This is a genomic window from Nonomuraea sp. NPDC049655 (assembly GCF_044465465.1).
Taxonomy (GTDB): domain Bacteria; phylum Actinomycetota; class Actinomycetes; order Streptosporangiales; family Streptosporangiaceae; genus Nonomuraea.
Genome location: NZ_JBITLS010000006.1, coordinates 131694 through 158677, shown reverse-complemented (window position 1 = coordinate 158677; position 26984 = coordinate 131694). Strand labels below are relative to the sequence as shown.

Genomic DNA, 26984 nt, shown 5'->3' with positions numbered 1-26984 from the left:
GGACGAAGGGCCGTAGATGAGCACCAAGGACTACCTGGAAAAGGACTACTACGCCGTCCTTGGTGTGCCCAAGACCGCCACCGCCGACGAGATCAAGAAGGCGTACCGGAAGCTGGCCAGGCAGTACCACCCGGACACCAACCAGGGCGACGCCGCCAAGGAGACCAAGTTCAAGGAGGTCTCGGAGGCGTACGACATCCTGTCCGACAGCAAGCGCCGCAAGGAGTACGACGAGGCGCGCACGCTGTTCGGGTCCGGGGTGGGCGGACAGCGCCCCGGCGGTGGCGGTTTCCCGTTCGACTTCGGCGACCTGTTCGGCGGCACCGCCGGCCAGCAGGGCGGGGGCGCCGGTGAGCGGCTCGGCGACCTGTTCGGCGGGCTGTTCAACCGCGGTGGGGCGGGGGGCTCCACCCGCACGACGAGCGCGACCAGACCGCGCCGCGGCCAGGACGTCGAGTCCGAGGTCACGCTCTCGTTCACCGAGGCCGTCGAGGGCACCACGGTCTCGCTCAGGCTGACCAGCTCGGCCGCCTGCACCGCGTGCAGCGGCACCGGCGCCAAGGCGGGCACGACCCCCCGGGTCTGTCCCACCTGCGAGGGCACTGGCGCGGCCAGCCGCAACCTGGGCAACTTCGCCTTCTCCGAGCCCTGCCGCGACTGCAAGGGCCGCGGGCTGCTCGTGGACGACCCCTGCCCCGTGTGCGAGGGCAACGGCCGGGCCAAGAGCACCCGCACGATCCAGGCCAGGATCCCCGCCGGCGTGGCCGACGGGCAGCGGGTCAAGCTCAAGGGCAAGGGCGCGCCGGGCGAGAACGGCGGCCCGGCCGGCGACCTCTACATCCTGACGCACGTCAAGCCGCACCACGTGTTCGGCCGGACGGGCGACAACCTCACGATCACGGTTCCCGTGACGTTCTCGGAGGCCGCGCTGGGCGCCGAGATCAAGGTGCCGACCCTCAAGGGCATGCCGGTGACCCTGCGCGTCCCGGCGGGCACGCCCAACGGCCGCACGTTCCGCGTGCGGGGCAGAGGCGTCACCCGCAAGGACGGCACCAAGGGTGACCTGCTCGCCAGCGTCGAGGTGCTCGTGCCGAAGACGCTCGACGACAAGTCGCGCGAGCTCCTCACCGAGTTCAACACCGCGACCGCGGGCGACGACCCGCGCGCCGATCTCATTCAGCGAGCCAGAAGCGAGTAGCCGATGGACGCCAACTACTTCGACCTGTCCGACGACACGCCTGTTTATGTGATTTCGGTGGCCGCGCAGCTCTCCGGGCTCCATCCGCAGACGCTGCGCCAGTACGACCGGCTCGGCCTGGTCAGCCCGGGCCGCACCGCCGGGCGCGGCCGCCTCTACTCCACAAGAGACATCATCCAGCTCCGCGAGGTCCAGCGGCTCTCCCAGGAGGAGGGCATCAACCTCGCGGGCATCAAGCGGATCCTCGAGCTCGAGAACGAAGCTCTGCGGCTGCGTGAGGAGGTTCACCGCCTGCGCGCCGAGATGCGGATGGTCAGGGCGCTGATCCGCTACGAGCTGCCACCGGGGGCCTAGGTTATGGACTACAAGCTCACCCAGAAGAGCCAGGAAGCTCTCTCGGGTGCCATGCGGCGCGCCGCCGCCGAGGGCAACCCGGAGATCTCTCCGGCCCATCTGCTCTCCACGCTGCTCTCCCAGACGGGCGGCACGGCCGTGCCGCTGCTCGAAGCGGTCGGCGCCGACTGGCGCACGCTGCGGGCGCGCGTCGAGGAGCAGCTCGCGGCGCTGCCGAAGGCTCAGGGCGCGACAGTGGGCGCGCCGTCGAGCTCGCGGCAGCTGCTCACCGTCATGAACACCGCCGCCCAGCACGCCAACCGCCTCGAAGACCTCTATGTCTCGACCGAGCACCTGCTCGTCGGCCTGGCGGCCGACGGCGGCCCGATGGCCGAGCTGCTCAAGGCGCAGGGCGCGACCCCGCAGGCGCTGCTCGACGCCTTCGAGAAGGTACGCGGCCACGCCCGCGTCACCAGCGAGACGCCCGAGGACACCTACCAGGCGCTGGAGAAGTACGGCGTCGACCTGACCGAGCGGGCCCGCGGCGGCGGCCTCGACCCGGTGATCGGCCGCGACTCGGAGATCCGCCGCGTGGTCCAGGTGCTCAGCCGCCGCACCAAGAACAACCCGGTGCTGATCGGCGAGCCCGGCGTCGGCAAGACCGCCGTCGTCGAGGGCCTGGCCCAGCGCATCGTGGCCGGCGACGTGCCCGAGTCGCTACGCAACAAGCGGCTGATCTCGCTCGACCTGGGCGCGATGGTGGCCGGCGCGAAGTACCGCGGCGAGTTCGAGGAGCGTCTCAAGGCCGTCCTCTCCGAGATCAAGGAGAGCAACGGGCAGATCGTGACGTTCATCGACGAGCTGCACACCGTCGTCGGCGCGGGGGCCGCCGAGGGCGCCATGGACGCCGGCAACATGCTCAAGCCCATGCTGGCCCGCGGCGAGTTGCGCATGATCGGCGCGACCACGCTCGACGAATACCGCGAGCGCATCGAGAAGGACCCCGCGCTGGAACGCCGCTTCCAGCAGGTCTATGTGGGCGAGCCCACGGTCGAGGACACGATCGCGATCCTGCGCGGGCTCAAGGGCCGCTACGAGGCGCACCACCAGGTGCAGATCGCCGACGGCGCGCTGGTCGCCGCCGCCGCCCTGTCCGACCGCTACATCACCAACCGCTTCCTCCCCGACAAGGCCATCGACCTGGTCGACGAGGCCGCCTCGCGGCTGCGCATGGAGATCGACTCCCGTCCCGTGGAGATCGACCAGCTCCAGCGGAGCGTCGACCGCATGAAGATGGAGGAGCTGGCCCTGACGAAGGAGACCGACGAGGCGTCGGTCCAGCGGCTCGACCGCCTGCGCCAGGAGCTGGCCGACCGCCAGGAGGAGCTCAACGCCCTCGTCGGCCGCTGGGAGCACGAGAAGGCCGGGCTCAACAAGGTCGGCGAGCTGAAGAAGCAGCTCGACGAGGCCAGGGGCGCGGCCGAGCGGGCCCAGCGCGACGGCGACTTCGAGGCCGCCTCCCGGCTCATGTACGCCGAGGTGCCCCGGCTGGAGCAGGCCCTCCAGGCCGCCTCCGACGCCGCGCCGCCGGACAACGCCATGGTCAAGGAGGAGGTCGGCGCCGACGACATCGCCGAGGTCATCTCCTCCTGGACGGGCATCCCCGCCGGCCGCCTGCTGGAGGCCGAGACGGCCAAACTGCTGCGGATGGAGGAGGAGCTGGGCCGGCGGCTCATCGGCCAGCAGCAGGCCGTACAGGCCGTCTCCGACGCCGTGCGCCGCAGCAGGGCCGGCATCGCCGACCCCGACCGTCCCACGGGCTCGTTCCTGTTCCTCGGGCCCACCGGTGTGGGCAAGACCGAACTGGCCAAGGCGCTGGCGGAGTTCCTGTTCGACGACGAGCGGGCGATGACCCGCATCGACATGAGCGAATACTCCGAGAAGCACAGCGTGGCCAGGCTCGTCGGCGCGCCTCCCGGCTACGTCGGCTACGAGGAGGGCGGCCAGCTCACCGAGGCCGTCCGGCGGCGGCCGTACACGGTGGTGCTGCTGGACGAGGTGGAGAAGGCGCACCCGGAGGTGTTCGACATCCTCCTCCAGGTGCTCGACGACGGACGGCTGACCGACGGCCAGGGCCGCACGGTCGACTTCCGCAACACGATCCTGATCCTGACCTCCAACATCGGCTCGCAGTTCCTGGTCGATCCGAAGCTGGAGAACGACGCCAAGCGCGAGGCCGTCATGGGGGCGGTGCGCGGCTCGTTCAAGCCGGAGTTCCTCAACCGGCTCGACGACGTCATCCTCTTCGACGCGCTCGGCTCCGAGGAGCTGGCCCAGATCGTCGACCTCCAGGTCGACCGCCTGGCCCAGCGGCTGGCCGACCGACGCCTGACGCTGGAGGTCAGCCCGGCCGCCCGCGAGTGGCTCTCGCTGACCGGCTACGACCCCCTGTACGGCGCCCGTCCGCTGCGCCGCCTGGTCCAGTCGGCCATCGGCGACAAGCTGGCCAAGGCCGTGCTGTCCGGCGAGATCGCCGACGGCGACAAGGTCAGGGTGGAGCTCGGCGACGACGAGTTGCTCATCCAGCGCGGCTGAGGCGGCGCCGTCGAGCCCGGAGATCCGCGCGGATCTCCGGGCTCCGGCATGTCATGCCAGGGTCATATCCCGTCGCCGCGGGGTAAGGTTCCCGCCACCCTTCGGACAAGCCGCACGCGACCGGCCGGACAGGTGGCTAGCTTCGGCGTTCGTCAGATCACCGATTCCGATCAGAGGGACGTGCGGTGTCATCTCGTAAGATCCGAAGCATCCTCACGGTGGCCGTTCTGACCGTGGGCGTCACCTGGCCGGTCGCCGGTCCTTCGGTGGCCGACACCTGCCGGCCGCGATCCGAGGCGGTCGCCTCGTACTGCGACGGCCACGCCAAGCTCCAGCTCAACGAGGGCAGGACGAACGGCCACCGGGTCGTCACCGAGGAGGTCGGCAAGCTGGCCATGGCCGCCGGCGACATGGCCAGGCGGCTCGGCCTGACGGGTCTGGCGGCCGCCAGGTCCGCCATGGGCCCGCTGGCCGACCTCGGCGGCGTCGGGGCGACGTGGGGCATGCCCTCGCTGAACAGCGCCTCGCCCGCGCTGTTCCCCGCGGCCTCCGGCAACAGCGGGATGCGTGATCTGGCCACGACGCTGCAGGTGCCCGCGCTGCCCGCCCTCCCCGCGCTGCCGCAGGCGCCCGTCGCGGCCCGGGTGCCGGCCGAGACGACGCTCGGCGAGAGGCCGACCGCCCCGGCCTCGGCCCGCGCCGCGAAGTCGCCGGGCCGGGCGCGGCAGCCGGTGCGGGAGGTCGGCGGCGATCTGATCTCGAACCTGTTGCCCAGGGCCGTGGAGAGCATCGAGGGCGCCTCGACGCTGCCCGGCGGCTACCCCGCGATCGACGGCTTCAGCCGCCTGCTGCCCGGTCTCGACCTGCACTGAGCCAATGTGTCCGGGCGCGGGTCGTGCCTGCCGCGCCCGGCTTCCTCAACCGGAGGGGCCGTGGCCGCGCACTGTCGCGGCCCCTCCGGCCCGGCTTCGCGGGCACGCGACAAGCCGGGCCCCGCGCGGGGGCCCGCCGGCCGGCCCCCGCGACTAGGAGACGAGCTCGTCGAGCTCGTCCTCCGGAAGGCCGAGGTCGACCCTGATCCGGTATCGCGTCCGCAGCAGCGCCACCTGCTCGGGGTCGCCCTCCTCGCAGCCCAGCACGGCCTGGGTGGCCCATTCGAGGCCGCCCCGCAGATCGCCGTAGGCGACCAGGGTCTCCGCGATGGTGTGGGCCGTCGCCGTGGAGACGTCGCCCTCCGCGCGGATGGTCTCGATGAGCTCCCGGGCCTCGTCGGGCCGTTCGAGCTCGAAGAGGGTGTCGGCGATTCCCGCGCGCGGGTCGAAGCCCGCGTCGCCGCCGTCCTCCACGGCGCGCTGGAAACACTCCATCGCGCGTGCGGGCTGTCCCGCCGCTCGCCACTCCTCAGCGGCCAGGACGAGGATGGACGCCCTGGAGACGTCGCCGGACGAATAACCGAGCGCGACGTCGTACAGCCGACTGGCCAAGGAACTGTGGTCGTCGGCCAGCAGGGCCTGCTCCAGCAGACGATCAAGGTGCTCTCGGGTCACATGCGCCACACCCGCGAGACTACCGAGCCGCCAGGCGGTTTGCCCGGTCAATGCGCATCGCCGGTCACATGCAAATTCGGCAACGTCTCGTCCAAGGCTGGTCACGCTGCGCGTGTATGCGCAGGTCAGCGGGCATATACGGCATGCTTTGCGGTACGCGGGCGGAGGGGGCTGTAATGGGCATGTCCAGGCAGATGACCTTCACGCTGGCTTGCGCCGTCGTTCTCTCGGCCCTCGGGCCCGGCGTGGCGGGGTACCTGTCGGCCCGTCTGGAGGCGATCCGCACGGCCGAACGCAACCTGCACGCGCTGCAGGCCAGGCTCGACGTCCGGCAGGCCCGGGACGTCCGGCCGGTGTCGTTCCCCCTGCCCTGCCTGCGTACGCCGGTGACGCCGCGCATCCAGCAGGTGCCCGAGGCGCGGCAGCGGGCCGCGCCCGGCGCCCGGCGGCCGGTCATCGCCGGTACGGCCCGGTGATCCGGCCGGCGACCACGGACCGCACGGCCCGGGCGAGCCCGAGCGCGACGCGGACCGGCCCACGCCTGTGGCGGGGGTCGTAGGGGGCACTGCGCTTGAAGGCGGACGGCGGAAGATCGTACATCTTCACCTCCAGAAGACCCGTGACGGACAGTGACGATCGTTCGTCGCTGTCATGCCCAGATCTCGGTCAGCGTCCCCCCTCGCCCTCGGTCAGCACGTGCGGCGACCACGACTTGAGCTGACGCGACAGGAACCCCCGCATCAGGTGCTTGGCGGCGTCGATGATGTCGGGCGCGCCGGCGGGGTCGCGCCGGAAGGCCAGCTTGAGCACCGCGTCGCCGGCCTCGACCGCGACCAGCACGGCCAGGTCGAGCGTCTCGCTGTCGGCCAGGCCGAACTCCTTGAGCAGCAGGCCGCGCAGCCTGCCCGCGATGACCGTGTTGTTCTCGGAGTCGGAGTCGAGCAGGTTGAGGTCGACGACGTCGCCGAAGTGCAGGCTCCGGAAGCCGGGGACCGTGCGGTGCATGTCGACGTACTCGTCGATGATCGCGTCGACGGCCTCCCACCAGCCGCGGTACTCCTCCTCCATGAACCGCAGCCCCACCCGCGCCACGAACTGCTCGACGTTGCGCCGGGTGAGCTCCTGGGTGATGGCCCGCTTGTCGGGGAAGAACTGGTAGACCGAACCGATCGCGACGCCTGCCCGCTCGGCTATGCGGGTGGTGGACAGGGCCTCGTAGCCGGTCTCGTCGAGGAGTTCGGCGCAGGCGTCGAGCATGCGCTCGACGCGCCGGGCGCTGCGGCGTTGGGCCGGCTGCCGCCGGAGAGCTTTGGGGTGGACGCAGTCATCATCCATTTGCGGCGAAGACACGGATTCATCTTCTCTCGTCTGCACGATCGTTACCTACTCATTTGCGGGATTTCTCGGATGACTGCCCGCCGGGTCGCCCGTGGCGAAATCCACGGGCCGGCATAACCGAATTTCCGTACTGGTCGGCGCGCCGAATCCGGCCCGCCGCGCGACCCGCGGCCCAGCGCGGACGCCTGGTGGCCCGGCGCGACTCCTGCGAGACGAGGCCCCGGATAACACCCCGCCGATGATATGTTCGATAAACGTTCCCCGACGGGGACCGTCATATTGTTCGACACAATCCCGGCACACTATATTGCGAGACGATATTTCGCGAATAATCTTCAATTCGAGCGATATCGGCGACGCCGGGCCGCGCCGTCGTCGCGCGGGTGGCTGCGCTGCGTCCAGCGACCGGCCTCGGCCGTGCGGCGCCACGGCCGACCGGCCCGCCGGGCGGTCGCCGCCGGCCGCACCCCGCCGGACTCGACCTGCCGCATGGCGACCTCCTATTGGACGGGCTGTCCAGAGGATGGATCGATCATGGCCGCGCGGCCAGTCCCGAGCACGTGCGCAGCGCCTTCCAGTCGCTCACGGCCTGGGTCCTGGCCGTGCCCGTCATCGGGATCGGGATGCCGCCCTGGATCGTGGCCGGGGTCCACTGGTCCTTGAGCACCTTGCGGCCGTTGATCGTCAAGGTCAGCACGCCCGTCCTGCCCGTGGTGCCCGGGGTGGAGTTGTAGAAGACGAAGTTGCCCATGCCGTAGCTGACGTAGGCGTTGTCCAGGTATCCGGCGCCGAGCAGGATGTGCGCGTGCCCGCCGACCACGACGTCGGCGCCCGCCGCGACCAGCTTGGGGGCGAGCGAGCGCTGGGCCTCGTTGGGGCACTTCTGCATCTCGGTGCCCCAGTGCAGGTGCACGATGACGGTGTCGGAGTTCTTGCGCGCCTGGCGTACCGCCTTCAGCAGGCTCGCCTCGTCCTTGGCCGAGGCCAGTCCGCCCTTGTCGGCCGTGGCCGTCCACGACTGGATGAACTCGGCGTCGAGCACCTGCGTCGCGCCGATGATCGACACCCGGTTGCCGTTCACCGTCTTGCGGAAGGGTTTGTAGGCCTGCGCGGCGTTCGCCCCGATGCCCACGATGGGGAACTTGCTGCGCTTGATGGCCGCCAGCGAGTCGGCCAGGCCGCTCTCCATGTAGTCCATGCCGTGGTTGTTGGCCATGGACGCGACGTCCACCCCGGCCGCCTTGAGCGCGTTGAACGCGGTCGCCGGCGCGCGGAAGGTGAACTGCTTGCCGGGCGCGGGCGTCCCGGCCGTGGTGATGGCGGTCTCCAGGTTGACCATCGTCAGGTCGGCCTTGCGCAGCACGTTTGCGATGGGTCCGAGGGCGGTGCCCGGGTTGGCGAGCCTGCCGCGCAGGACGCCCTCGAAGTGCACGTCGCCGCCGAAGGAGATGGTGAACGGCCGGCGCGCGGGCTTCGGCTTCGAGCTCGGCGACCCGGCCGCCTGCTGCTCGACCTGCTTGCTCTGCGGCTCTTTGTCAGGTGCCGACGAACATGCCGCGAGGGAGGCGGCGACGACCAGCACCGGTAGGACACGGGGGAGTCTCATCTACCGCCATTTCCGCTCGATCCAGACTTTTACGGATCGAGCATTCTATGGGCGGCGGATTAGGACTTGGTACCCATCAACCAGGTCAAAGCGGACCTGGTGGCGTCGTCCTTGGGGCTGTAGACGATCAGCCGCGTCTCCGGGGTGGCGGAGACGTTCAGGCTGGTCGTGCTGAAGCGGAGGTCGCCGGCGACCTCGTGCTTGAAGACCTTCACGCGGGGGCCCGGCTCGGCCACGTCCTGCCGGGCCCACATGCGGGCGAACTCGGCGCTCTCCGCGCTCAGCCGCCGCACGAAGTCCTGCCAGCAGGGGTCGTCGGCGTGCCGGCTGTAGGCGCCCCTGAAGACCGCGACCGCGCGCGGCAGCTCCGACTCGCGGTTCACGAGGGTGGTCGCGGCGTGCGTGTTGACGAACGTCTGCCACAACGAGTTCCGCTCGCCGTCCGGGGCCTCGACGACGTGCGGAAACAGGGTGGCGTAGGCGGCGTTCCAGGCCAGCAGGTCAGAACGGCTGTTGGTGACGGACGCGGGCATGTCGCCGAGCTGGTCGAGGATGCCCTGCATCTCGGGCGGCATGCGGCTGGCGTCGGCGACGGCGGGGGGCTCGGCCTGGCCGGTGAGCCGGTAGAGGTGCTGACGCTCGGCGTTGTCCAGCATGAGCGTACGGGCGACGGCGTCGATCACCTGGCCGCTGACGTTGATCGGCCGGCCCTGCTCCAGCCACGTGTACCAGGTGACGCCCACCCCGGCGAGCTGGGCGACCTCCTCGCGGCGCAGCCCCGGCGTACGCCTGCGGGGGCCCGGCGCGAGGTTCACCATCTCGGGGGTGATGCGCTCCCGGCGGGTCCGGAGGAACGCCGCCAGATCCGTACGTCTTGCCTCGGTCACGGTCACACCTCCACTATGGGGGCATCCGCGCACACTTATCCAGGTGCCGCCAATACCAGTATAAAGGGACTCTCGTTACTGGTATCGGATTCGCACAATAATGAAACACATGACCGAATCCGCCACTGTCACCACTCCTGTCCAGGTCACCCCACCGGACAGGGCCAAGGCCAGCGGTCTGCTCCTCGCAGTGATCCTCGTCGGGCAGTTCCTGGCCATCCTCAACGTCAACATCGTCAACGTGGCCACCCCGACCATCGAGGCGGACCTGCACTCCTCCGGCGCGGGGCTGCAGATGATCGTCGCCGGTTACACCATTGTCTATGCCGTCCTCTTGATCACCGGCGCCCGGATCGGCGACCTCTTCGGTTATCGCAACGCCTTCCTCGGCGGTCTGGCCGTGTTCACCGTCACCACGCTCGGCGCCGGTCTCGCGCCCTCGACGGGCTGGCTGATCGGCTTCCGCCTCGCCCAGGGCGCCGGCGCGGCCATGATGATGCCGCAGGTGCTGACCCTGATCCAGCGCAACTACCAGGGCGCGGCCCGCGGACGGGCGATCGGGCTCTGGTCACTGGTGATCAGCGGCGGCATCGTCGTGGGCCAGGCGCTCGGCGGCATCCTGCTCGGCTTCGGCGCCGGCTGGCGGGTGGTGTTCCTGGTGCTCGTGCCGGTCGGGGCGGTGCTGCTCGGCATCGGGTTCCGCGCCCTGCCCGCCGACGAGGGCGGCGGCAGGACCGGGCTCGACCCGTGGGGCCTGGTGACCCTGTCGGCGGCCGTGCTGCTGTTCGTGGTGCCGCTGGTGCTCGGACGTGACCTGGGCTGGCCCGTCTGGGGCTGGGTGTCGATGGGGCTCAGTGCCGTGATGTTCGTGGCCTTCGTCCGGGTCGAGCGCTGGGTGACCGGCCGGGGCGGGCGTCCGCTGGTGGACGCCAAGGTGCTGGCCGCGCCGGGCATGCGTCCCGGCCTGGCGATCCTGCTGTTCGGCCCGGCGACGTGGGGCGCGTTCCTGTTCACCTCGGCCCTGCACCTCCAGGGCGACCTGCACCTGTCCCCGCTCGGCTCGGGCATGATGCTGGTGCCGTGCGCGCTCGCCTTCGGCATCGTCGGCCTGCTGTGGCCGCGGCTGCCGGCGGGGCTGCAGCGCCCGCTCGTCCCGGTCGGCTACGTGGTGGCCGCGCCCGCCTACCTCGGCCTCGGCCTCGCCGCCGACGGCGGCGTCCTGTACGCCGTCATGAGCGCCCTCATCGGCGCCGGGCTCGGCGTGCAGGTGGCGGTGACCAACATGGCGACCGAGCAGGTGGACGGCGCGTACGCGGCGGACGCGAGCGGCGCGCTGCTCACCGTGATGCAGCTCGGCCAGGTCATCGGCGTCTCGACCGTGGGCACCCTGTTCATCTCGCTGAGCCAGGGCCACGGCACCGTCTCGGCCTCCCTCATGGCCGCCGTCGCGATGGCGGGCCTGGCCGTCCTGGCGGGCCTGAGCAGCCTCTTCCTGATCCGCCGCCGGGCCACGCGCTGACCGTCGGTCCGGTGCACGGGCGTACGCGATGCTTCGGGGAGGGAGGGGCCCTGGGGCTCGGCGGCGCAAGGGCCAGGGCCGTTCGTCACCTCGGGCGGGCGCAGACCTTGATCACCCGGGTGATCCTCATGCGATGATGCAGGCGTCTTCACTGCTCACAAGCTGGGCGACCGAAGTACGGTCGTGGCCGTCTCGGCCTCGTCCGGAGCGGCCCTGGGCTAGAGGTTGTGCCACCAACGCGCCAGGGCCGCTTTTCACGCGCTGGCGGCCAGGGAGTCCAGGTCGAACTCACCGTCGCGCACGCCGGCCGTGAAGGCGGCCCACTCGGACGGCGTGAAGACGAGCACGGGGCCGTCCTCCACCTTGCTGTCCCGCAGGGCGACGTTGCCGTCTGCCAGCGGAGCAACCTCGACACAAGCGGTCGCACCATTACAGAAGGTGCTCTTTCGCCAGCTCGGGATCGTACTGGTGTGCATTTTCTCCCCAAAAGGATATAAGCGGGCCCCATTGCCCGCCTACTGAGACCGCGCTCTAGCGCCGCCACAACATGGCTTTGCGTTGGATGAGTACGCGGGATTCGTCCTCGTCGAGTGCCTCTGCCCACATGTGGTCAAAAGCGTTCTCATAACCGGCGACTCGTTCGAGGTCCTCCACGAAGTGAGCAGTGTACAAGTGCTCCAAATAGACGACATCGTCGAAACCGGTGAACTTCAGGTGAATGAACGCCCCGGTATTGACCGGATGGAGCGAGTCCAGCGGCAACACCCGGACGTTGACGTGCGGCAACAGGGAGACCTCGATGAGGTGTTCCATCTGCTCCCGCATGACCGAGGGCTCCCCGAAGCGCCGCATCAGCACCGCTTCGTCGAGCACCACGTTGAGGCGGCAGGGATCGGGCCGGTGCAGAACCCGTTGCTGCCGGTCGAGGCGGGCCTCGACGCGACTGCGCACGCCGCTGTGCGTGATCCGGACGATTCCGCGCGCGGAGAGGATGACCTCTCGCGCGTAGTCCTCGGTCTGGAGGAGACCGGACACCAACTGGGGTTCCCAGTTGCGCTGAACCGTCGCCTCCGCCTCCAGCCCGAGAAGCCTGATGTACTCCTCGGGAAGGGAGTCTTCATAATCTTCCCACCACCCGCGCTGCTCCGCATCTCGCAGGAGGCCGAAGAGTTCGTCAAGTCTGTCGCCGTCGAGGCTGTAGAGCTCGCCCAACGCCTTGATGTCGGCGGCGCTGGGCATGGTCTTCGCGGCTTCGATGCGGCTGACCTTGCTGGCCGACCAGCCGAGCTCGCGCGCCGCCCGGGCCCCGGTGAACTTCCGTCGTTCGCGAAGGAGGCGCAACTCCTGGCCTAGGCGGAGCCTGCGCACTGTCGGACTGCCCTGCTGCGATGGCACCGTCCACTCTCCTTGTCGGGAATGAAGGTGTGGCGGGAACGGATCGTTTGGCAACCCGGTTTGTGGGCCGTTCACTCAATCTTACACTGCAACTTGCACGAACTCTGCCGCATGGGGTTGCCCGAAGGCTTTCACGGAGAGAGCGTGGTAGCAAGACAAGGCTTCACGTAGGTATAGAGGTCAGGGGGAGGATTTACGGCCGTCCCGGAGGTCTCGTGTGCCCTCGACAGAACGCGTGCAAGTTGCACGGCAACTAGAACAGCAATCTGCGAAGAAACTTAATTCTTCCCTTGCTCGATGTATTGCAGCATCACCGAACGCGGAGGACGATCGAGCCAGGAGGGTTCTCGTCCGACGAGGGGAGGCCGGGATGACGAAACGGCCCCGCACGCCGGGCTCTCCGCTCACGATCGGGCGCCCGCGCGAGGGCCGCCTCACCGGCAACGGAGCCGTCCCGGATACGAATGTCCACCCAAGGGAGGCCGCTTGCCGGAAGGACCGTCCCATCGCCTGAAAAGCGTGTCGCTCATCGGAGCACGAAGAAATTGCCGGGCCGAGACCGGATCCGCGTTCGCCGCATATGGGCTGCCACCCTGCGGCGGGACGGGACCCGACCTGCGACCCGGCGAAGAAGCCACCTCTGGAAATGCCGCGAAAGGGGTCTTCTATGTACTCACAAGGTACCAAGGGGCTCGGCCGAATCAAGTCCCGGATCCGGGATCTGATCGCATGGACGGACCGCGAGATCTGCATGGAGCCGGACGAGTTCGCCATCTACCGGGGCTGGACGGTCACCAGGACGGGCTTCGGCGCCCGCGCCTACCGCGACCCGCGCTTCGACCAGCTCACGGTGGCGTCACGGGTGCCCGAGGAGGTGTCCTGACGTGTCGAGGAACCCGCGCAACCAGATCTACCCGGCCGTCGAGGACCTCCCGGGCGCGGGCGGCGGGGGCCCGCTGACGCGGATCTGGCGCGTCCGCAGCGAGCTCATGGCGCTCGGCGGGCTGGGGCTGTTGGCCCTGGCACTGTCGGCCGCCGCGCGGGGCGGCCACTGGGTGCCGTTCGTCCTGCTGAGCAGCGCCGTCTCCGTGCCCGCCGCCACCAGGGCCGGCCGCAACCGGGCCCTGGCCCACTTCTGGTGCGTGGTCTCCCGCCACCGCCTGCAGCGGGTCTGCCTGGAGACGACCATGCACACCCGGTCGGGACGGATCCCGCTGGTGCTCTGGATCACGCCGTCGGCCAGGGGTGAGAAGGCGCTGGTCATGACGCGGGCGGGCATCTCGGCCGAGGAGTTCGACGCGTACGCCGAGGAGATCGCGGCGGCCTGCTGGGCCAGGAGCGCGACCGTCCACAGGCACCGCGACCGGGCACACCTGCTGCTGGTGGAGATCGTCCGGCGGGACGAGCCGCCCGGCGTGACCGCTCCCGGCCTGGACCGCCTGTACGGCCGCCGCTCCTGGACGCCGCTGCGGTCCGGCCTTGAGGAGCCGCACGATCTGCGCACGTCGCCGGCGTTGCCGCAGGTCGTCCGATGACCTAGGGAAAGCGGGACATCTCCCTAGGAACGGCCCCGGGGACCGCGGGGGCTCCCGGGGCTTCCCCATGCGGACGGGACGGGCCAAGATGAGTTCACCTGGCGAACTCAGGAGTCGCGATGACCTCGACCGTCCACCGCACCTGTCCCCTCTGCGAGGCCGTCTGCGGCCTGACGCTCACCCTCGACGACGGCGGCCACGTCACCGGCGTCCGCGGCGACCGGGACGACCCGTTCAGCAAGGGGTTCATCTGCCCCAAGGGCGCGAGCCTGGGCCGCCTCGACGAGGACCCCGACCGCCTGCGCGAGCCGCTGATCCGCGAGGGCGACCAGTGGCGCGAGGCGAGCTGGGAGGAGGCGTTCGAGGCCGTCCGGCAGGGCCTGGCCCGCGTCACCGAGCGGCACGGACGCCGGTCGGTGGCGGTCTACCTGGGCAACCCCAACGCCCACACGATGGCCGGCGGCCTCTACGCCGGGCCGCTGATCAAGGCGCTCGGCACCCGGAACGTCTTCACCGCCGCCACCGCCGACCAGATGCCCAAGCACGTCGCCAGCGGCCTGATGTTCGGCCACCCGCTGGCCGTCCCGGTCCCCGACCTGGACCGGACCGACTTCCTGCTGATGCTGGGCGCCAACCCGCTGGAGTCGAACGGCTCGCTGTGCACCGCCCCCGACTTCCCCGGCCGGCTGAAGGCCCTGCGCCGGCGCGGCGGCAGGCTCGTCGTGGTGGACCCGCGCCGGACCAGGACGGCGGCGCTGGCCGACGAGCACGTCTTCGTCCGGCCGGGCTCGGACGCGTACCTGCTGTTCGGGATCGTGCACACGCTGTTCGCCGAGGACCTGGCCAGGCCGTGGCACGAGGTCAACGGGCTGGCCGAGGTGCGCGAGGCGGCCAAGCACTTCCCGCCGGAGGCGGTCTCCCGGCGTACCGGCGTGCCGGCCGCGACGATCGTCCGGCTGGCCAGGGAGCTGGCCGGCGCGCGGACGGCCGCCGTGTACGCCCGGATGGGCACGTGCACGACCGAGTTCGGCACGCTGGCCCAGTGGCTCGTGGACGTGCTCAACGTGCTCACCGGCAACCTCGACCGGCCCGGCGGGGCCATGTTCCCCAAGCCGGCGACCGAGTTCGGGGCGCGGCGGCGGCCGTACGCGGTGGGCCGGTGGCGCAGCCGGGTGCGGGGGCTGCCCGAGGCCAACGGCGAGCTGCCCGTGGCCACGCTGGCCGACGAGATCGAGACGCCGGGCGAGGGCCAGGTCAGAATGCTGGTCACGATCGCGGGCAACCCGGTGTTGTCCGCGCCGCACGGCGACCGGCTGGAGGCGGCCTTCGCCGGGCTCGACTTCATGGTGAGCGTCGATCCGTACCTGAACGAGACCACCCGGCACGCGCACGTGATCCTGCCGCCGCCGCGCGTGCTGCAGTCGGGCCACTACGACTTCGCGCTGCTCGGATTCGCCGTACGCAACTACGCCCGTTACTCGCGCCCCGCGCTGCCGCTGGACGGACGGCCCAGCGAGGCCCGGATCCTGGCCGGACTGGCCGTGATCGCGTCCGGCCTGGACGGGCCGGCAGGGCCGGACGGCCCGGCAGCGGACCTGGACGAGTTCCTGATCGGCGAGATGCTGCGCAAGGCCGTGCAGACGCCCGGCTCCGGCGTCGAGGGACACGACGTGGCCGCGCTGCGGGCCGCGCTGGAGGGCGAGACGGGCGCCGAACGCAGGCTGGACCTCATGCTCCGGCTCGGCCCGTACGGCGAATGGGCCGGCAAGGGCGACCTGTCGCTGCGCAAGCTGCTCGACCACCCGCACGGCCTGGACCTCGGCGCGCTGGAGCCCCGGCTGCCCGAGGTGCTGAAGACCGCCTCCGGCGTGATCGAGCTGGCCCCGCCGCAGCTCCTCGACGACGTCGAGCGCCTGCGCGGCGGGCTGGCGGCGGAGCCGCCGGACATCGTGCTGATCGGGCGGCGGCACCTGCGCTCCAACAACAGCTGGCTGCACAACGTGGGCCCGCTGGTCGGCGGCACCAACACCTGCACGCTGCAGATCAACCCCGCCGACGTGGCCAGGCTGGGCCTGGCCGGCCAGGCCGTGGTCACCTCGGCCACCGGAAGTCTCACGGTGACGCTGGAGCCCACCGACACGATCATGCCGGGCGTGGTGAGCCTGCCGCACGGCTGGGGGCACGCGGGCAGCACGCAGCAGGTGGCGGCCCAACACGCCGGTGTCAACACGAACGTGCTGACGGACGAATCCGCCCTGGATATCCCAAGTGGTAACGCAGTGTTCAACGGAGTTCCGGTCACGATTTCACCAACCGGGGTGATCACCGCACATTAGGGTGTCGCGCGTGACTATCGCGCCAGAAGAGGACCGCCTGTACGCCCAGATCGCGTTCGCCGTCGAGATCGACAAGTTGAAGCGGATCATCCGCCGCAACCATCTGATCGACGGGTCGCGGCGGGAGAACTCCGCCGAGCACTCCTGGTACGTGGGCACGCTGGCGATGGTCCTCGGCGAGCACGCCCCGCCCGGAACGGACCTGCAGCGGGTGGTGGCGATGTTACTCGTGCACGACCTGGTCGAGATCGACGCCGGCGACACCTTCGTCTACGACCACGTGGCGGTCGCCGCCCAGGCCGCCGCCGAGACCGCCGCGGCCGACCGCATCTTCGGCCTGCTCCCCGCGGAGCAGGGCGCCCGGCTGCGGGAGCTCTGGGACGAGTTCGAGGCCAGGCGGACGCCGGAGGCCAGGTTCGCCAAGGCGCTCGACCGGTTCGCGCCGATCCTGGCCAACCACCACACCGAGGGCGGCACGTGGCCGCTGTTCAAGGTGACGGCCGGCGAGGTCAGGGAGAAGGTGCGGATCATCCAGGAGGGATCGGCCTCTCTCGGCGCGTACGCGCTGGAGCTGGTAGAACTCTCCGTGGCCAGAGGACACCTCTCCGAGTGATCCCGTCAAGGCCGGGGTAGGGGACTTGTCGTGAAAGAGACAGTGCGAGCGAGACGTCGGCAATTGCGGGGTTTCGTCGGTCCGGTTGACCTCGCCGATCGACTTGAGAAGTCGAAGGCGATGGACAAACCGATCCGGGGGCTGGCCAAAGTCGTCCGCGAGCGCCTGCGTCAGGGCACTCTGCGCGACCTGCTGCACGGCGTGCCCACGGGGAAACCGCTGCACCCGCCGCTGGCCACGGTCACGCTCGGCTGCTGGCTGTCGGCCGCCGTGCTCGACCTGGCCCACGCCGACCCCAGGGCGAGCAGGCTGCTCCTGGCCACGGGCATCGTCAACGCGCTGCCCACGGCGGCGGCCGGGCTGACCGACTGGTCCTCGCTCCACCGCGAGCAGCAGCGCGTGGGCTTCGTGCACATGGCCGCCAACATGACCGCCCTGGGCCTGATGTCGGCCTCGCTGGTGGCCCGGCTGCGCGGCGCCGAGCGGGCCGGGCGCGTGTTGTCCTACGTCGGGCTCGGGCTGGGCGGGCTGGGCGGCTACCTCGGCGGCCACATGGCCTACCGGCAGGCCGCGGGGGCCAACCACGCGCCGCAGGTCGCCCATCTCGTACCGCTGGGCTGGCACGACCTGTGCCCGCTCAAGGACCTGCCCGACGGCAGGCCGGTCGCGCGCCGGCTCGGCTACATCCAGCTCTTCGTGCTGCGCCAGGGCGACGGGGTGACCGTGCTGGCCGACCGCTGCCCGCACCTGGCCGGCCCGCTGCACCAGGGCCGGCTGGTCATGGAGGACGGCGAGGCGTGCGTGGTCTGCCCGTGGCACAGCAGCACGTTCCGGCTGGCCGACGGCTCGGTGAAGCACGGTCCCGCGACCGCGCCCGCGCCCATGTTCGAGACCCGCGTCCGCCGCGACGGCACGATCCAGGTCCGGCCGGGATTGACCTGAACTTAACTTGAGGTCCTACCGTCGGGGCCATGAGCAAAATTCTGGTGACCGGCGCGACCGGCAATGTGGGCAAACATGTGGTCTCCCAGCTCGCGGAGGCGGGCCTGGACGTGCGGGCGCTGGTCAGGAACCCCGACAAGGCCCGGCTCCCCGAGGGCGTGGAGGCGGTGCGCGGCGACCTGACCGTGCCCGAGACCCTTGAACCGGCGTTGCGGGACGTCGAGAGCGTCTTCCTGCTGTGGCCCGGCTACTCCGAGGCGGCGACCGCGGGCGCGGTGACGGCCCTCGCCAGGCACGCCCGCCGCGTGGTCTACCTGTCCGCCGACGTCGAGGACCTGGCCGACGGCGAGGAGCCGACGCTGTTCCACCAGAGTGTCGAGCGGCTGATCCGGCATGCCGGCCTGGCCTGGACGTTCCTGCGGCCCGGCGGCTTCGCCGCCAACACGCTGGGCTGGGCCGCCCAGATCCGGCAGGGCGTCGTGCGCTGGCCGTTCGGGCAGGCGGTCAGGGCGCTGATCCACGAGAAGGACATCGCCGCGGTGGCCGCGCACGTGCTCACCTCGGCCGGCCACACGGGCGGCAAGTACGTGCTCTCCGGCCCCGAACAGCTCACCCAGGCCGAGCAGGTGCGGATCATCGGCGAGGTGGCCGGGCACGAGGTGCGCTGGGAGGAGCAGCCGCTGGACGAGGCCCGCGCGCACCTGACGGCCGCCTGGGGCGATCCCGGGTTCGTGGAGGCCGCGCTGAAGGGCTGGGGGGCGGCGGTGCACAACCCCGAGCGGGTGACCGACACGGTGGAGCGGCTGCTCGGCCGGCCCGCGCTGACCTTCCGCCAGTGGGCCGAGGACCACGTGGCGGACTTCCGCTAGTCGTCGCCTGCGGCTTCGTCGGCCGGATGCTCCACGAGGGCGAGGATCCGGCTGGACATGAAGCGGGCCGTGCGCACCGGCGTGCCGCTCCGGGTGACCTCGCTCACCTCCACCAGCCCGCGCCGGTTGGCCACCTCGACGCGCCGGCCCGCGCGGGTGGCCGTGACCTCGTAGGTTCGCGGGGAGCCGCCCGCGTCGATGACGATCTCCACCCGATCACCCTTCATGTACTGATTTATACCCACTTAGGCCGGTATTTATCCGTACATGTGTTTGAGTTATTCCTCGGGGTTCTTCGGCGCGGGCGGGGCGAACAGCCCGCCCAGCCCTTCCAGCACCTTGCCCATCTCCGAGGGCACGATCCAGACCTTGTTGGCGTCGCCCTTGGCGATCTCGGGCAGGGTCTGGAGGTACTGGTAGGCCAGCAGTCGCTGGTCGGGCTTCCCGTCGTGGATGGCCTTGAAGACCATGCCGATCGCGTCCGCCTGGCCCTTGGCGCGCATGGCCTGGGCCTCGGCGTCCGCCTGCGCCCGCAGCACGGCGGCCTCCGCCTCGCCCCTGGCGCGCAGCACGGCGGCCTGCTTGTCGCCCTCGGCGGCCAGGATCGCCGCCTGGCGCTGCCCCTCGGCGGCCAGCACGGCGGCGCGCTTGTCCCGGTCGGCGCGCATCTGCTTCTCCATCGAGTCCTGGATGGAGACGGGCGGGTCGATGGCCTTCAGCTCGACCCTGTTGACCCGGATGCCCCACTTGCCGGTGGCCTCGTCGAGGCTGCCGCGCAGCTCGGTGTTGATCTCCTCGCGCGAGGTCAGCGTGCGTTCCAGGTCCATGCCGCCGACCACGTTGCGCAGCGTGGTGACGGTGAGCTGCTCGACGCCGATCAGGAAGTTCGCGATCTCGTACGTGGCCGCCTTGGGGTTGGTGACCTGGAAGTAGATCACCGTGTCGATCGACACCACCAGGTTGTCGGACGTGATCACCGGCTGCGGCGGGAACGAGACCACCTGTTCCCGCAGGTCGATCAGGTCCTTGATGCGGTCGACGAACGGGACCACCATGTTGAGGCCGGGCGTCAGCGTGCGGTGGTAGCGGCCCAGCCGTTCGATGATGGCGGCCGTGGCCTGCGGGATGATGCGGATGCTGCGGGCCACCACGAAGCCCATCGCCGCGACCACGACGAGGGCGACGACGAGCTGCTCGGTCGACATGGCGAAGCTCCGGAGTCGAGGGGACCGACTCGGTGCATGATATTTCGTTTCACCTTTAGGCGACCGATATCCGCATAAATGGTGATCCAGTGAGGTCAGTATGCCCGGGCGTACCAGCGGCCCTCGGCACTCCGGTCGAGCGTCAGCGGCACCCCGAACGTGCGGGACAGGTTGTCGGCCGTCATCACGTGGTCGAGCGGCCCCTGCGCCACCACGGACCCGTGCCGCAGCAGCAGGCCGTGCGTGAACCCGCTCGGCACCTCCTCGACGTGATGCGTCACCAGCACCAGCGTCGGCGAGCGGTAGTCGCCGGCCAGCGCCGACAGCCGGCGCACCAGGTCTTCCCGGCCGCCCAGGTCGAGGCCGGCGGCCGGCTCGTCGAGCAGGAGGATCTCGGGGTCGGGCATGAGCGCGCGGGCGATCTGCACCCGCTTGCGCTCGCCCTCCGACAGGGTGCCGAACCGCCGCCTGATCAGGTGGGCCGCGCCCATCATGTCGATCAGCTCGACGGCCCTGGTCACGTCGTTGGAGTCGTACTCCTCCGTCCAGCGGCCCACGATGGCGTACGAGGCGGTCAGGACGAGGTCGATGACCTTCTCCTCCGGCGGGATGCGCTCGGCCAGCGCGGCGCTCGCCAGCCCGATGCGCGGCCGCAGGTCGAACACGTCGGTCTGCCCCAGCCGCTCCCCCAGCACCTCGACCACGCCCTCGGTCGGATAGAGCAACGTCGCGGCGACCTGCAACAACGTGGTCTTGCCCGCGCCGTTGGGACCGATGACGACCCAGCGTTCGTCCTCGTTGACCGTCCAGTCGATGCCGCGCAGCAGGGCCGCTCCGTCGCGCCTGACGGCGACGTCCTGGAGCCGCAGCACCTGACCACCCATCCCCGTTCCCTCCCTTGGAGTCACCCTGGGGACCTCTGGAGTCACCCTGGGGACAAACCTATTGCAGGGCGAGCGCTTATCGTGGATCGGTGCACCCTGAATCACCTGTCTGTCCCTCGCTCGTCGCCTGGGGCAACGCGTGGCTCTCCGGTCACGTCGGCCTCGACGAGGCGGCTGACCACGTGGAAGCCGTCGCGGGGCCCGTCGTCGCCGGTGACGTGCCGCTGCGTAAATACCTCGCAAACCTGCGGTCCGACGGCCTGCACGAGTTCCGGCTCGCCCTTCCCGCGCCCGGCGACCCGCTCGGGCTGTCCGGGCCGGCGGCGTTCAACTCCTCCGCCGTCGACGCCGGGCAGGCCGCGGTCGCCGTGCTGCGCGACCGGCGGCTCGGCCTGGTGCCCGTCCCCGACCGGCGCGGCTCCTCGTACGTGGGGACCCGCCTGGAGGTGTACGACGCCGGGCCCGTACGCCAGGACCTGCCCTCGCTGGCCGAGGCCGAGCACGAGCTGTCGTCGGCCATGCGCGCCGCCACCGAGGCGCTGACCGGCGTCGAAGGCCCGGCCCAGGCCCGGCCCGACCGGCCCGGGCGCGGCGGCGAGCTGGCCCCCGGCTACCCGGCCCGCGCCCACCGCGTCTCCACGCTGGCCACCCGGCTGGCCGCCGTCCTCGTCCTGGCCGACGACCGCGGGCTCACCTCGACGCAGGTCGCGGCCAGGGCCACGGCCCTGCGGGAGCTCGACCGGGCCGTCCGCCGCGCCCTGGTGGCCGCCCATCACGCCATCTTCGAGCCGGTACGCCACTCGTAGGCGGCTCAGGACCCGGCCTCCTCCTTCGGCTTCCAGACGCGGATGACCTTGTCCTTGCCGGCCGACACGACGACCGGGCCGCCGTCCGAGGGGACGATCCCGACCGCGTACACGCCGCGCTTGTGGGCCTTGACCGGTTTGCCCAGAGGCTTGTGCGTGTCGGGGTCCCAGAGCCGGAGGGTCCCGTCGGTCGAGCCGGACAGCAGGACCGTGCGGCCGCCCAGCGTGCCGAAGGACAAGGAGTAGATGATCTTCTTGTGACCCGACAGGGGCGAGCCGATGGTCTTGCCGGTCTTCGGGTCCCAGATCCGGATCTTCCGGTCCTTGCCGCCGGACGCGACCACCGTCCTGTCTCCGAGCCTGCCGGTGGCCACCGCGTACACGCCCTTCGAGTGCCCCTTGTACGCCTTTCCGTACGGCTTGTGGCGGGCCACGTCCCACAGGCGCAGGGTCGCGTCCTCGCCTGCCGAGACGACGATCGCGCGGTCGCCGAGGTGGGTGGCGTTGAGCCAGTTCACGGACGTGCGGTGGGCCTTGACGGCCCTGCCGGTGGCCTTGCGCCTCTTCAGGTCCCAGAAGCGCAGCCAGCCGTTGGCGTCCCCGGTCACGGCGATCCACTTGCCGCCCGCCTTGGTCAGCGCGACCGAGTAGACGGCGTCACCGTGCCAGCCGAGGACCTTGCCCCTGTGCGTCTTGAGGTTCCACAGGCGAACGCTGCCGTCGTAGCCCCCGGACACCGCCATGGGGGTCTTGCCCATCATGACGGCGGCCACGGCGTACACCTCCTCGCTGTGGCCCCTCATGGTGGCCAGCGGCTTGTGCCTGCCCAGGTCCCACAGGCGGACGCGGCCGTCCTGGCCACCGGACACCAGCCAGGTCCTGCCGTCGCCCAGGGACAGGGCGGAGACCGTCTGGACGCCCTTGGTGTGGCCCTTGAGCGACTTGCCGTCCTGCTTGCCGATGGCGGCGACGGCCTGCGGCGGCGGGACCGTCTGTGTGGGCACGGGGGTGACGGTGGGACTCGGGACCGGCGTGGACGGCGGGGTGGCGGTGGCGGGCAGCGTCGCCGTGGGCCGGGCGGTGGGCAGACCGGGGCTCGGGGCCAGAGACGTGGTGGCCTCGGCCGCCGCGCCCGGGCTCGGCGGGTTTTCCGGGCCGAACATCCTCGGCCCCAGGAACAGCACCCCGCCGGCCAGCGCGAGCGCCACGGCGAGCGCGCTGGAAACCAAGATCGCGCGCCTGCGCCTGGCCCTGACCTCACCGGGCGGTTCGACGGCGGGGGCGTGCCGGAAGAACGCGTCGTTGCCGCTCCCGGCCGGCGCCTGCCGCGACCCCATGGGGTACGGCGGCGGAAGCCTCGGCGGCTGCCCGTAGGGTCCTGCGGGCGCCTGCCGGACGTATCGCGTGACCCCCTCCTGCCCGCCGCCCGCCCCAGCCCCTCCGAACGACACCCCGGGACCAGCCGGCCCTCCCCCAGCCCCTCCGAACGGCGCCCCCGGACCGGGCGGCCCTCCCCCGGCCCCACCCGCCCCAGGCCCTCTGGACGGTGCCCCCGGACCGGCCGGTCCTCGCCCGGCCCCGCCCGCCGCAGGTGGGCCCTGGATCGCCGGGCGGGCGGCGGGCGGCGGCGGGGTGTAGGACGCCCCGGACGGATTGGCCCACCCGGTCGGCGCGGGCGCCCCCTGCGGCCCCCGAGCCCCTACCGGCCCCGGATCCCTCACCCCGCCGGCGGGCGCGGGCCCGGACGGCCCGGCGCCCGAGGGCCGGGAACCCGAAGGGAGAGGACCCGAAAGCGGCGGGACCGAAGGGCCGGGACCGTCGGCGGCGGGTCGGGGGTGGTCGGCGGCGAGCTGGGAGCCGGTGTTGAGGGCGACCTCGGCGTCCCGCTGGGCCGCCGCCCCCTGGTTCTCCAGCAGGGCGAACAGCGCGTCCGCCGCCGTGGGCCGGTCCTCGGCGCGCTTGCTCAGGCACGCCTGCACCAACGGCCGCAGCTCGCCGGGCAGCGCCGACAGGTCCGGCTCCTCGTTCATCACCCGGTAGATGACCGCGGGCAGGCTGTCCTGGCCGAACGCGGGCCGCCCGGTGGCGGCGTACAGCATGGTGAGCGCCCAGCTGAACATGTCGCCGGCGGGCCCCACCCGCTCGCCCGAGATCTGCTCGGGCGACATGTACGCCGGCGTCCCGACCACCCCGCTGCTGATCGTCATCGCCGAGTCCAGCGCCCTGGCGATGCCGAAGTCGATCACGCGCGGCCCGTCGGGCCCCAGCAGCACGTTGCTCGGCTTGAAGTCCCTGTGGACGATCCCGGCCCGGTGGATGGCGGCCAGCGCGGTGACGGTGCCGACGGCCAGCCGGTACAGCGCCCCGCCCTGGCGCGGCCCCTCCCGCTGCACCACGACCTGGAGCGACACCCCGTCGACCAGCTCGCTCACGATGTACGGCTGCTCGCCGTCCAGGTTGGCCCCCAGCACCTGCGCGGTGCAGAACTGGGCGACCCGGCGCGCGGCGGCTACCTCACGCAGGAACCGCTCCCCGTCGAGTCCGGGCCGGTCGAGCAGCGTGTTCAGCAGCTTGATCGCGACAAGCCGCCCGTCGGGCCCCGCCGCCTTGAAGACGACCCCCTGAGCCCCCTTGCCGAGGCGCTCCAGCAGCCGGTAGGCGCCCAGAGATCGCGGATCGCCGGGCTGTAATGGGTGCGTCTCCGGCACCTGGTCCTCCCCTTGCGCTGAGACCCCCGATCGAAGCGTGATGAACCATGCGAAAAGCCCGCAAGCCATCCCAAGTCACGAAAGATCATCGCTCTTTGCGAAAAATTTGCCCTACGCAATAATCACGGAGAAGATCGGGGATTTCCAGCACCGTACGGGGAGCCGTCACATGCGCAAGAGCTTCAGCCTGTTCTTAGTCAGCGGCCTGGCCGCCGTGCCGTTGGTGGCCCCGGCCCAGGCGGAGGCCACGACTACCGCGACAACCACGACGACGCCGGCCGTCGCCGCCGGGGCCAAGCCGTTCTCGAACTTCAAGATCTCCGTTAAGTACAACAACCGCACCAGAAGCGGCGGAAAGATAACTTACTACCTCAAAGCGAAGAATCTGGGGCCGTACTACGCCGACTATTACTGGATCGGCGGACAGGTGCCCAAGGGCGTGGTGCCCACGCTGCGCTGGGGGGCGTCGAAGGGCACGAAGTGCACCTGGGAGGGCCGCTGGTTCTGGTGCTGGGGCAAATTCGTCCTGCCGAAGGGCAAGACGGACTGGCTGAACTTCCAGGTCACCCTGAAGAAGGGCACCAGGGGCGTGGCCGTCGCCAAGCTCGGCGTCATCGCGTACGACGTCGACCAGGGCATGGAGAACATCGACAAGGAAGAGCTCAAGCGCCTCGGCATCAAGGGCTACTCCTGGCTCAGGACGGCCAAGACCAAGATCGTGGTCCCGCCGCGCAAGCCCACCAAGCACTGGACGCCGCCGCCGCCCGTCAAGGAGTACAACCCGCCGGCCAGCCACGAGGAGTCCAACCAGAAGAAGGACACCTGACCGGCTGATCAGGCCAGGCCGTGCCGCACGGCGTACAGCGCGGCCTGGGTCCGGTCCTGGACGCCCAGCTTCATCAGCACGTTCGACACGTGGGTCTTGACCGTCTTCTCCGCGACGGCGAGGCTGCGCGCGATCTCCCTGTTGGACCGCCCGGCCGCGATCAGGGCGAGCACCTCGCGCTCGCGCTCGGTCAGCGGCGCCGGCCCCGGCACGGCGGCCACCGGCGCCGGGGCGGACAACATCGCCTCGGCCGCCTCCGGCGCGAGCAGCACCTGACCGTTGTGCACCGCCCGCACGGCCTGGACCAGCGCGGACGGATCGACGTCCTTGTAGAGGAAGCCCGCGGCCCCCGCCCGCATCGCCGGGCCCACGTCGGACCGGTCGCTCACGGACGTCAGCACCACCACCCGCGTGGCCGAGCCGGCCAGCCGCTCCAGCGCGCCCAGCCCGTCGAGCACCGGCATCTTCAGGTCGAGCAGCAGCACGTCGGGCGTCAGCTCGCCGACCAGCTCGACGGCCCGCGCGCCGTCGGCCGCCTCGCCGACGACGGTGATGTCGTCCTGCAGGTCGAGGAACGTCCGCAGCCCCTGCCGGACCACCGGATGATCGTCGGCGATCAGCACCCGGATCACACGCCCACCTCCACGCGTACGGTGGTCCCCTGGCCGGGGGCCGAGGAGACCGTCATCGCCCCGCCGACCGACTCCGCCCGGTCGCGCATCGACACCAGGCCGAGGCCGTGCGAGTCCCCCTGCTCGAAGCCGTCACCGTCGTCGTGGACGGTCAGCGCCAGCGTCCCCCCGTCGAGGACCAGACGCACGGACACCCGCGAGGCCCCGGAGTGCCTGAGCGCGTTGTGCAGCGCCTCCTGGGCCACCCGCAGCACGGCCACCTCCACCGCCGAGTCGAGCGGCGGCAGCTCGTCGCACTCGAAGGTGACCAGCGAGGGGTGGAGCCGGTCGAGCATGCGCACGTGCTTGCGCAACGTCTCGGCGAGCCCGTGGCGGTCGAGCTCGGCCGGGCGCAGCTCGACGATCACCGCGCGCAGCTCCGACAGCGCCTCCCCGGCCAGCCGCTGGACGCGTTCGAGCTCGGCGTGCGCCTTCTCGGGGGCCTTGTCCAGCATGGTGGCGGCGGCCTGGGCGGTCAGGCGGAGCGAGAACAGCTTCTGGGTGACCGCGTCGTGCAGCTCGCGGGCCACCCGGTTGCGCTCCTCCAGCATGGCCAGCTCGCGCCCGCGCTCGTAGAGCCGGGCGTTGGTGAGCGCGATGGCGGCGTGCGCCGCGAACAGCGTCAGCAGCTCCTGGTCCGCCTGCGTGAACCCGCCGGGCGTGCGCTTGTTGGCCAGGAAGATGATGCCGATCACCTGGTCGGCGTCGCGGATGGGCACGCCGAGGAAGTCCTTCATCACCGGATGCGCCTTCGGCCACCACTCGAACCGCGGGTCCTCCCGCAGGTCGGGCAGCCGGGCCGGGGTGCCTTCGCGGAGCATCGCGCCGAGCATGCCGTGCTGCCTGGGCAGCGGGCCGATGGCCTCCCACTGCTTGTCGGTGAGGCCCTCGGCGACGAACTCGGCGAACGAGCCGTCGTCGTCGGGCACGCCGAGCGCGGCGTAGCGGGCGTCGAGGAGGCGCTGCGCCGACCGTACGATGACCTGGAGCACCTCGCGGACCGACAGATGGCGGGTGACCGCGAGCACGGCGGAACTCACCGCCTGCAGGATCTCGTCCCGGTCCGATGAGCTCACGGACCCACTCTAGGGTGCCGCTCCAGGGGCGAAGTCCTAGGACGATGTGCCCAGGCGGGAGCGGGCCCTGCGCCCGATGCCGGCGCGGCGCGCCG

General features: G+C 71.1%; 26 protein-coding genes and 1 pseudogene. 14 read left to right on the top strand and 13 right to left on the bottom strand.

The window, feature by feature from the left end; genetic code table 11:
- Nucleotides 1-16: 16 nt before the first annotated feature.
- The 4 genes and pseudogenes from dnaJ to ACIBQ6_RS20560 all read left to right on the top strand — a co-directional run bounded on the left by dnaJ (nt 17) and on the right by ACIBQ6_RS20560 (nt 4998).
- Nucleotides 17-1198, top strand: coding sequence for a molecular chaperone DnaJ (dnaJ, locus tag ACIBQ6_RS20575; RefSeq protein WP_358290344.1), 1182 nt, complete (start codon nt 17-19; stop codon nt 1196-1198).
- Nucleotides 1199-1201: 3 nt separating this feature from the next.
- Nucleotides 1202-1525 (top strand): annotated as a pseudogene (locus tag ACIBQ6_RS20570) (heat shock protein transcriptional repressor HspR); the annotation flags it as partial.
- Nucleotides 1526-1555: 30 nt separating this feature from the next.
- On the top strand, nt 1556-4126 hold the full coding sequence (gene clpB / locus ACIBQ6_RS20565; RefSeq protein ID WP_358290347.1) for an ATP-dependent chaperone ClpB: 2571 nt from the start codon (nt 1556-1558) through the stop codon (nt 4124-4126).
- A 218-nt stretch (nt 4127-4344) separates the two neighbouring features.
- Nucleotides 4345-4998: a hypothetical protein gene (locus ACIBQ6_RS20560; protein WP_358290350.1), complete on the top strand. Its 654-nt coding sequence runs from the start codon at nt 4345-4347 to the stop codon at nt 4996-4998.
- A 153-nt stretch (nt 4999-5151) separates the two neighbouring features.
- Here the strand turns inward: ACIBQ6_RS20560 and ACIBQ6_RS20555 are convergent, their stop codons facing one another.
- Entirely contained in the window at nt 5152-5682 is a 531-nt protein-coding gene (locus ACIBQ6_RS20555; protein ID WP_352357346.1) for a tetratricopeptide repeat protein, read from the bottom strand.
- Nucleotides 5683-5855: 173 nt separating this feature from the next.
- Between ACIBQ6_RS20555 and ACIBQ6_RS20550 the strand changes: the two genes are divergently transcribed.
- Complete coding sequence (locus ACIBQ6_RS20550; protein WP_358290353.1) at nt 5856-6149, top strand: hypothetical protein; 294 nt, start codon at nt 5856-5858, stop codon at nt 6147-6149.
- Between the two features lie 190 nt (nt 6150-6339).
- Here ACIBQ6_RS20550 and ACIBQ6_RS20545 read toward each other — a convergent pair whose 3' ends face one another.
- The 4 genes from ACIBQ6_RS20545 to ACIBQ6_RS20530 form a co-directional block, all read right to left on the bottom strand.
- On the bottom strand, nt 6340-6930 hold the full coding sequence (locus tag ACIBQ6_RS20545; protein ID WP_387678343.1) for a TetR/AcrR family transcriptional regulator: 591 nt from the start codon (nt 6928-6930) through the stop codon (nt 6340-6342).
- A 416-nt stretch (nt 6931-7346) separates the two neighbouring features.
- A complete protein-coding gene (locus tag ACIBQ6_RS20540) occupies nt 7347-7502 on the bottom strand; it encodes a hypothetical protein (protein WP_397213634.1) in 156 nt (51 codons plus the stop codon).
- Between the two features lie 41 nt (nt 7503-7543).
- On the bottom strand, nt 7544-8617 hold the full coding sequence (locus ACIBQ6_RS20535; protein ID WP_397213632.1) for a CapA family protein: 1074 nt from the start codon (nt 8615-8617) through the stop codon (nt 7544-7546).
- A gap of 59 nt (nt 8618-8676) precedes the next feature.
- Nucleotides 8677-9504, bottom strand: coding sequence for a helix-turn-helix transcriptional regulator (locus ACIBQ6_RS20530; protein WP_358290363.1), 828 nt, complete (start codon nt 9502-9504; stop codon nt 8677-8679).
- A gap of 109 nt (nt 9505-9613) precedes the next feature.
- Between ACIBQ6_RS20530 and ACIBQ6_RS20525 the strand changes: the two genes are divergently transcribed.
- On the top strand, nt 9614-11023 hold the full coding sequence (locus tag ACIBQ6_RS20525; protein WP_397213630.1) for an MFS transporter: 1410 nt from the start codon (nt 9614-9616) through the stop codon (nt 11021-11023).
- A 254-nt stretch (nt 11024-11277) separates the two neighbouring features.
- Here the strand turns inward: ACIBQ6_RS20525 and ACIBQ6_RS20520 are convergent, their stop codons facing one another.
- A complete protein-coding gene (locus ACIBQ6_RS20520; RefSeq protein ID WP_358290369.1) occupies nt 11278-11499 on the bottom strand; it encodes a DUF397 domain-containing protein in 222 nt (73 codons plus the stop codon).
- Between the two features lie 55 nt (nt 11500-11554).
- Complete coding sequence (locus ACIBQ6_RS20515; RefSeq protein WP_352319091.1) at nt 11555-12418, bottom strand: helix-turn-helix transcriptional regulator; 864 nt, start codon at nt 12416-12418, stop codon at nt 11555-11557.
- 667 nt (nt 12419-13085) lie between these two features.
- Between ACIBQ6_RS20515 and ACIBQ6_RS20510 the strand changes: the two genes are divergently transcribed.
- The 6 genes from ACIBQ6_RS20510 to ACIBQ6_RS20485 all read left to right on the top strand — a co-directional run bounded on the left by ACIBQ6_RS20510 (nt 13086) and on the right by ACIBQ6_RS20485 (nt 18713).
- Nucleotides 13086-13301, top strand: coding sequence for a hypothetical protein (locus tag ACIBQ6_RS20510; RefSeq protein ID WP_358290371.1), 216 nt, complete (start codon nt 13086-13088; stop codon nt 13299-13301).
- A gap of 1 nt (nt 13302) precedes the next feature.
- Nucleotides 13303-13953, top strand: coding sequence for a hypothetical protein (locus ACIBQ6_RS20505; RefSeq protein ID WP_397213627.1), 651 nt, complete (start codon nt 13303-13305; stop codon nt 13951-13953).
- Nucleotides 13954-14072: 119 nt separating this feature from the next.
- Nucleotides 14073-16289 (top strand): molybdopterin-dependent oxidoreductase, encoded by a 2217-nt coding sequence (locus tag ACIBQ6_RS20500; RefSeq protein ID WP_397213625.1) that lies wholly within the window; start codon nt 14073-14075, stop codon nt 16287-16289.
- Nucleotide 16290: 1 nt separating this feature from the next.
- A complete protein-coding gene (locus ACIBQ6_RS20495) occupies nt 16291-16902 on the top strand; it encodes an HD domain-containing protein (protein WP_358290380.1) in 612 nt (203 codons plus the stop codon).
- 120 nt (nt 16903-17022) lie between these two features.
- Complete coding sequence (locus ACIBQ6_RS20490; protein ID WP_358290383.1) at nt 17023-17844, top strand: Rieske 2Fe-2S domain-containing protein; 822 nt, start codon at nt 17023-17025, stop codon at nt 17842-17844.
- A 29-nt stretch (nt 17845-17873) separates the two neighbouring features.
- Nucleotides 17874-18713 carry an NmrA family NAD(P)-binding protein gene (locus ACIBQ6_RS20485; protein ID WP_397213623.1) on the top strand — a complete coding sequence of 280 codons (840 nt, stop codon included), beginning with the start codon at nt 17874-17876 and terminating at the stop codon, nt 18711-18713.
- Here the strand turns inward: ACIBQ6_RS20485 and ACIBQ6_RS20480 are convergent.
- From ACIBQ6_RS20480 to ACIBQ6_RS20470, 3 genes are all read right to left on the bottom strand, one after another.
- Nucleotides 18710-18940 carry a hypothetical protein gene (locus ACIBQ6_RS20480; protein ID WP_352319104.1) on the bottom strand — a complete coding sequence of 77 codons (231 nt, stop codon included), beginning with the start codon at nt 18938-18940 and terminating at the stop codon, nt 18710-18712. The genes ACIBQ6_RS20485 and ACIBQ6_RS20480 overlap by 4 nt on opposite strands.
- 51 nt (nt 18941-18991) lie before the next feature.
- Nucleotides 18992-19918, bottom strand: coding sequence for an SPFH domain-containing protein (locus tag ACIBQ6_RS20475; RefSeq protein WP_397213621.1), 927 nt, complete (start codon nt 19916-19918; stop codon nt 18992-18994).
- A 95-nt stretch (nt 19919-20013) separates the two neighbouring features.
- The gene (locus tag ACIBQ6_RS20470; RefSeq protein ID WP_397213619.1) at nt 20014-20802 is read right to left on the bottom strand and encodes an ABC transporter ATP-binding protein; all 789 of its coding nucleotides are present in this window, start codon (nt 20800-20802) and stop codon (nt 20014-20016) included.
- 89 nt (nt 20803-20891) lie between these two features.
- Between ACIBQ6_RS20470 and ACIBQ6_RS20465 the strand changes: the two genes are divergently transcribed.
- Nucleotides 20892-21608 (top strand): hypothetical protein, encoded by a 717-nt coding sequence (locus tag ACIBQ6_RS20465; RefSeq protein ID WP_397213617.1) that lies wholly within the window; start codon nt 20892-20894, stop codon nt 21606-21608.
- A 5-nt stretch (nt 21609-21613) separates the two neighbouring features.
- Here the strand turns inward: ACIBQ6_RS20465 and ACIBQ6_RS20460 are convergent, their stop codons facing one another.
- Nucleotides 21614-24316 (bottom strand): protein kinase, encoded by a 2703-nt coding sequence (locus tag ACIBQ6_RS20460; RefSeq protein ID WP_397213615.1) that lies wholly within the window; start codon nt 24314-24316, stop codon nt 21614-21616.
- A gap of 169 nt (nt 24317-24485) precedes the next feature.
- Between ACIBQ6_RS20460 and ACIBQ6_RS20455 the strand changes: the two genes are divergently transcribed.
- Nucleotides 24486-25142 (top strand): hypothetical protein, encoded by a 657-nt coding sequence (locus ACIBQ6_RS20455; RefSeq protein ID WP_397213613.1) that lies wholly within the window; start codon nt 24486-24488, stop codon nt 25140-25142.
- Between the two features lie 8 nt (nt 25143-25150).
- Here the strand turns inward: ACIBQ6_RS20455 and ACIBQ6_RS20450 are convergent, their stop codons facing one another.
- Nucleotides 25151-25774, bottom strand: coding sequence for a response regulator (locus tag ACIBQ6_RS20450; protein WP_397213611.1), 624 nt, complete (start codon nt 25772-25774; stop codon nt 25151-25153).
- Nucleotides 25771-26889, bottom strand: coding sequence for a GAF domain-containing protein (locus tag ACIBQ6_RS20445; RefSeq protein WP_397213609.1), 1119 nt, complete (start codon nt 26887-26889; stop codon nt 25771-25773). Before ACIBQ6_RS20445 ends, ACIBQ6_RS20450 begins: the two co-directional genes overlap by 4 nt.
- Between the last annotated feature and the right edge of the window lie 95 nt (nt 26890-26984).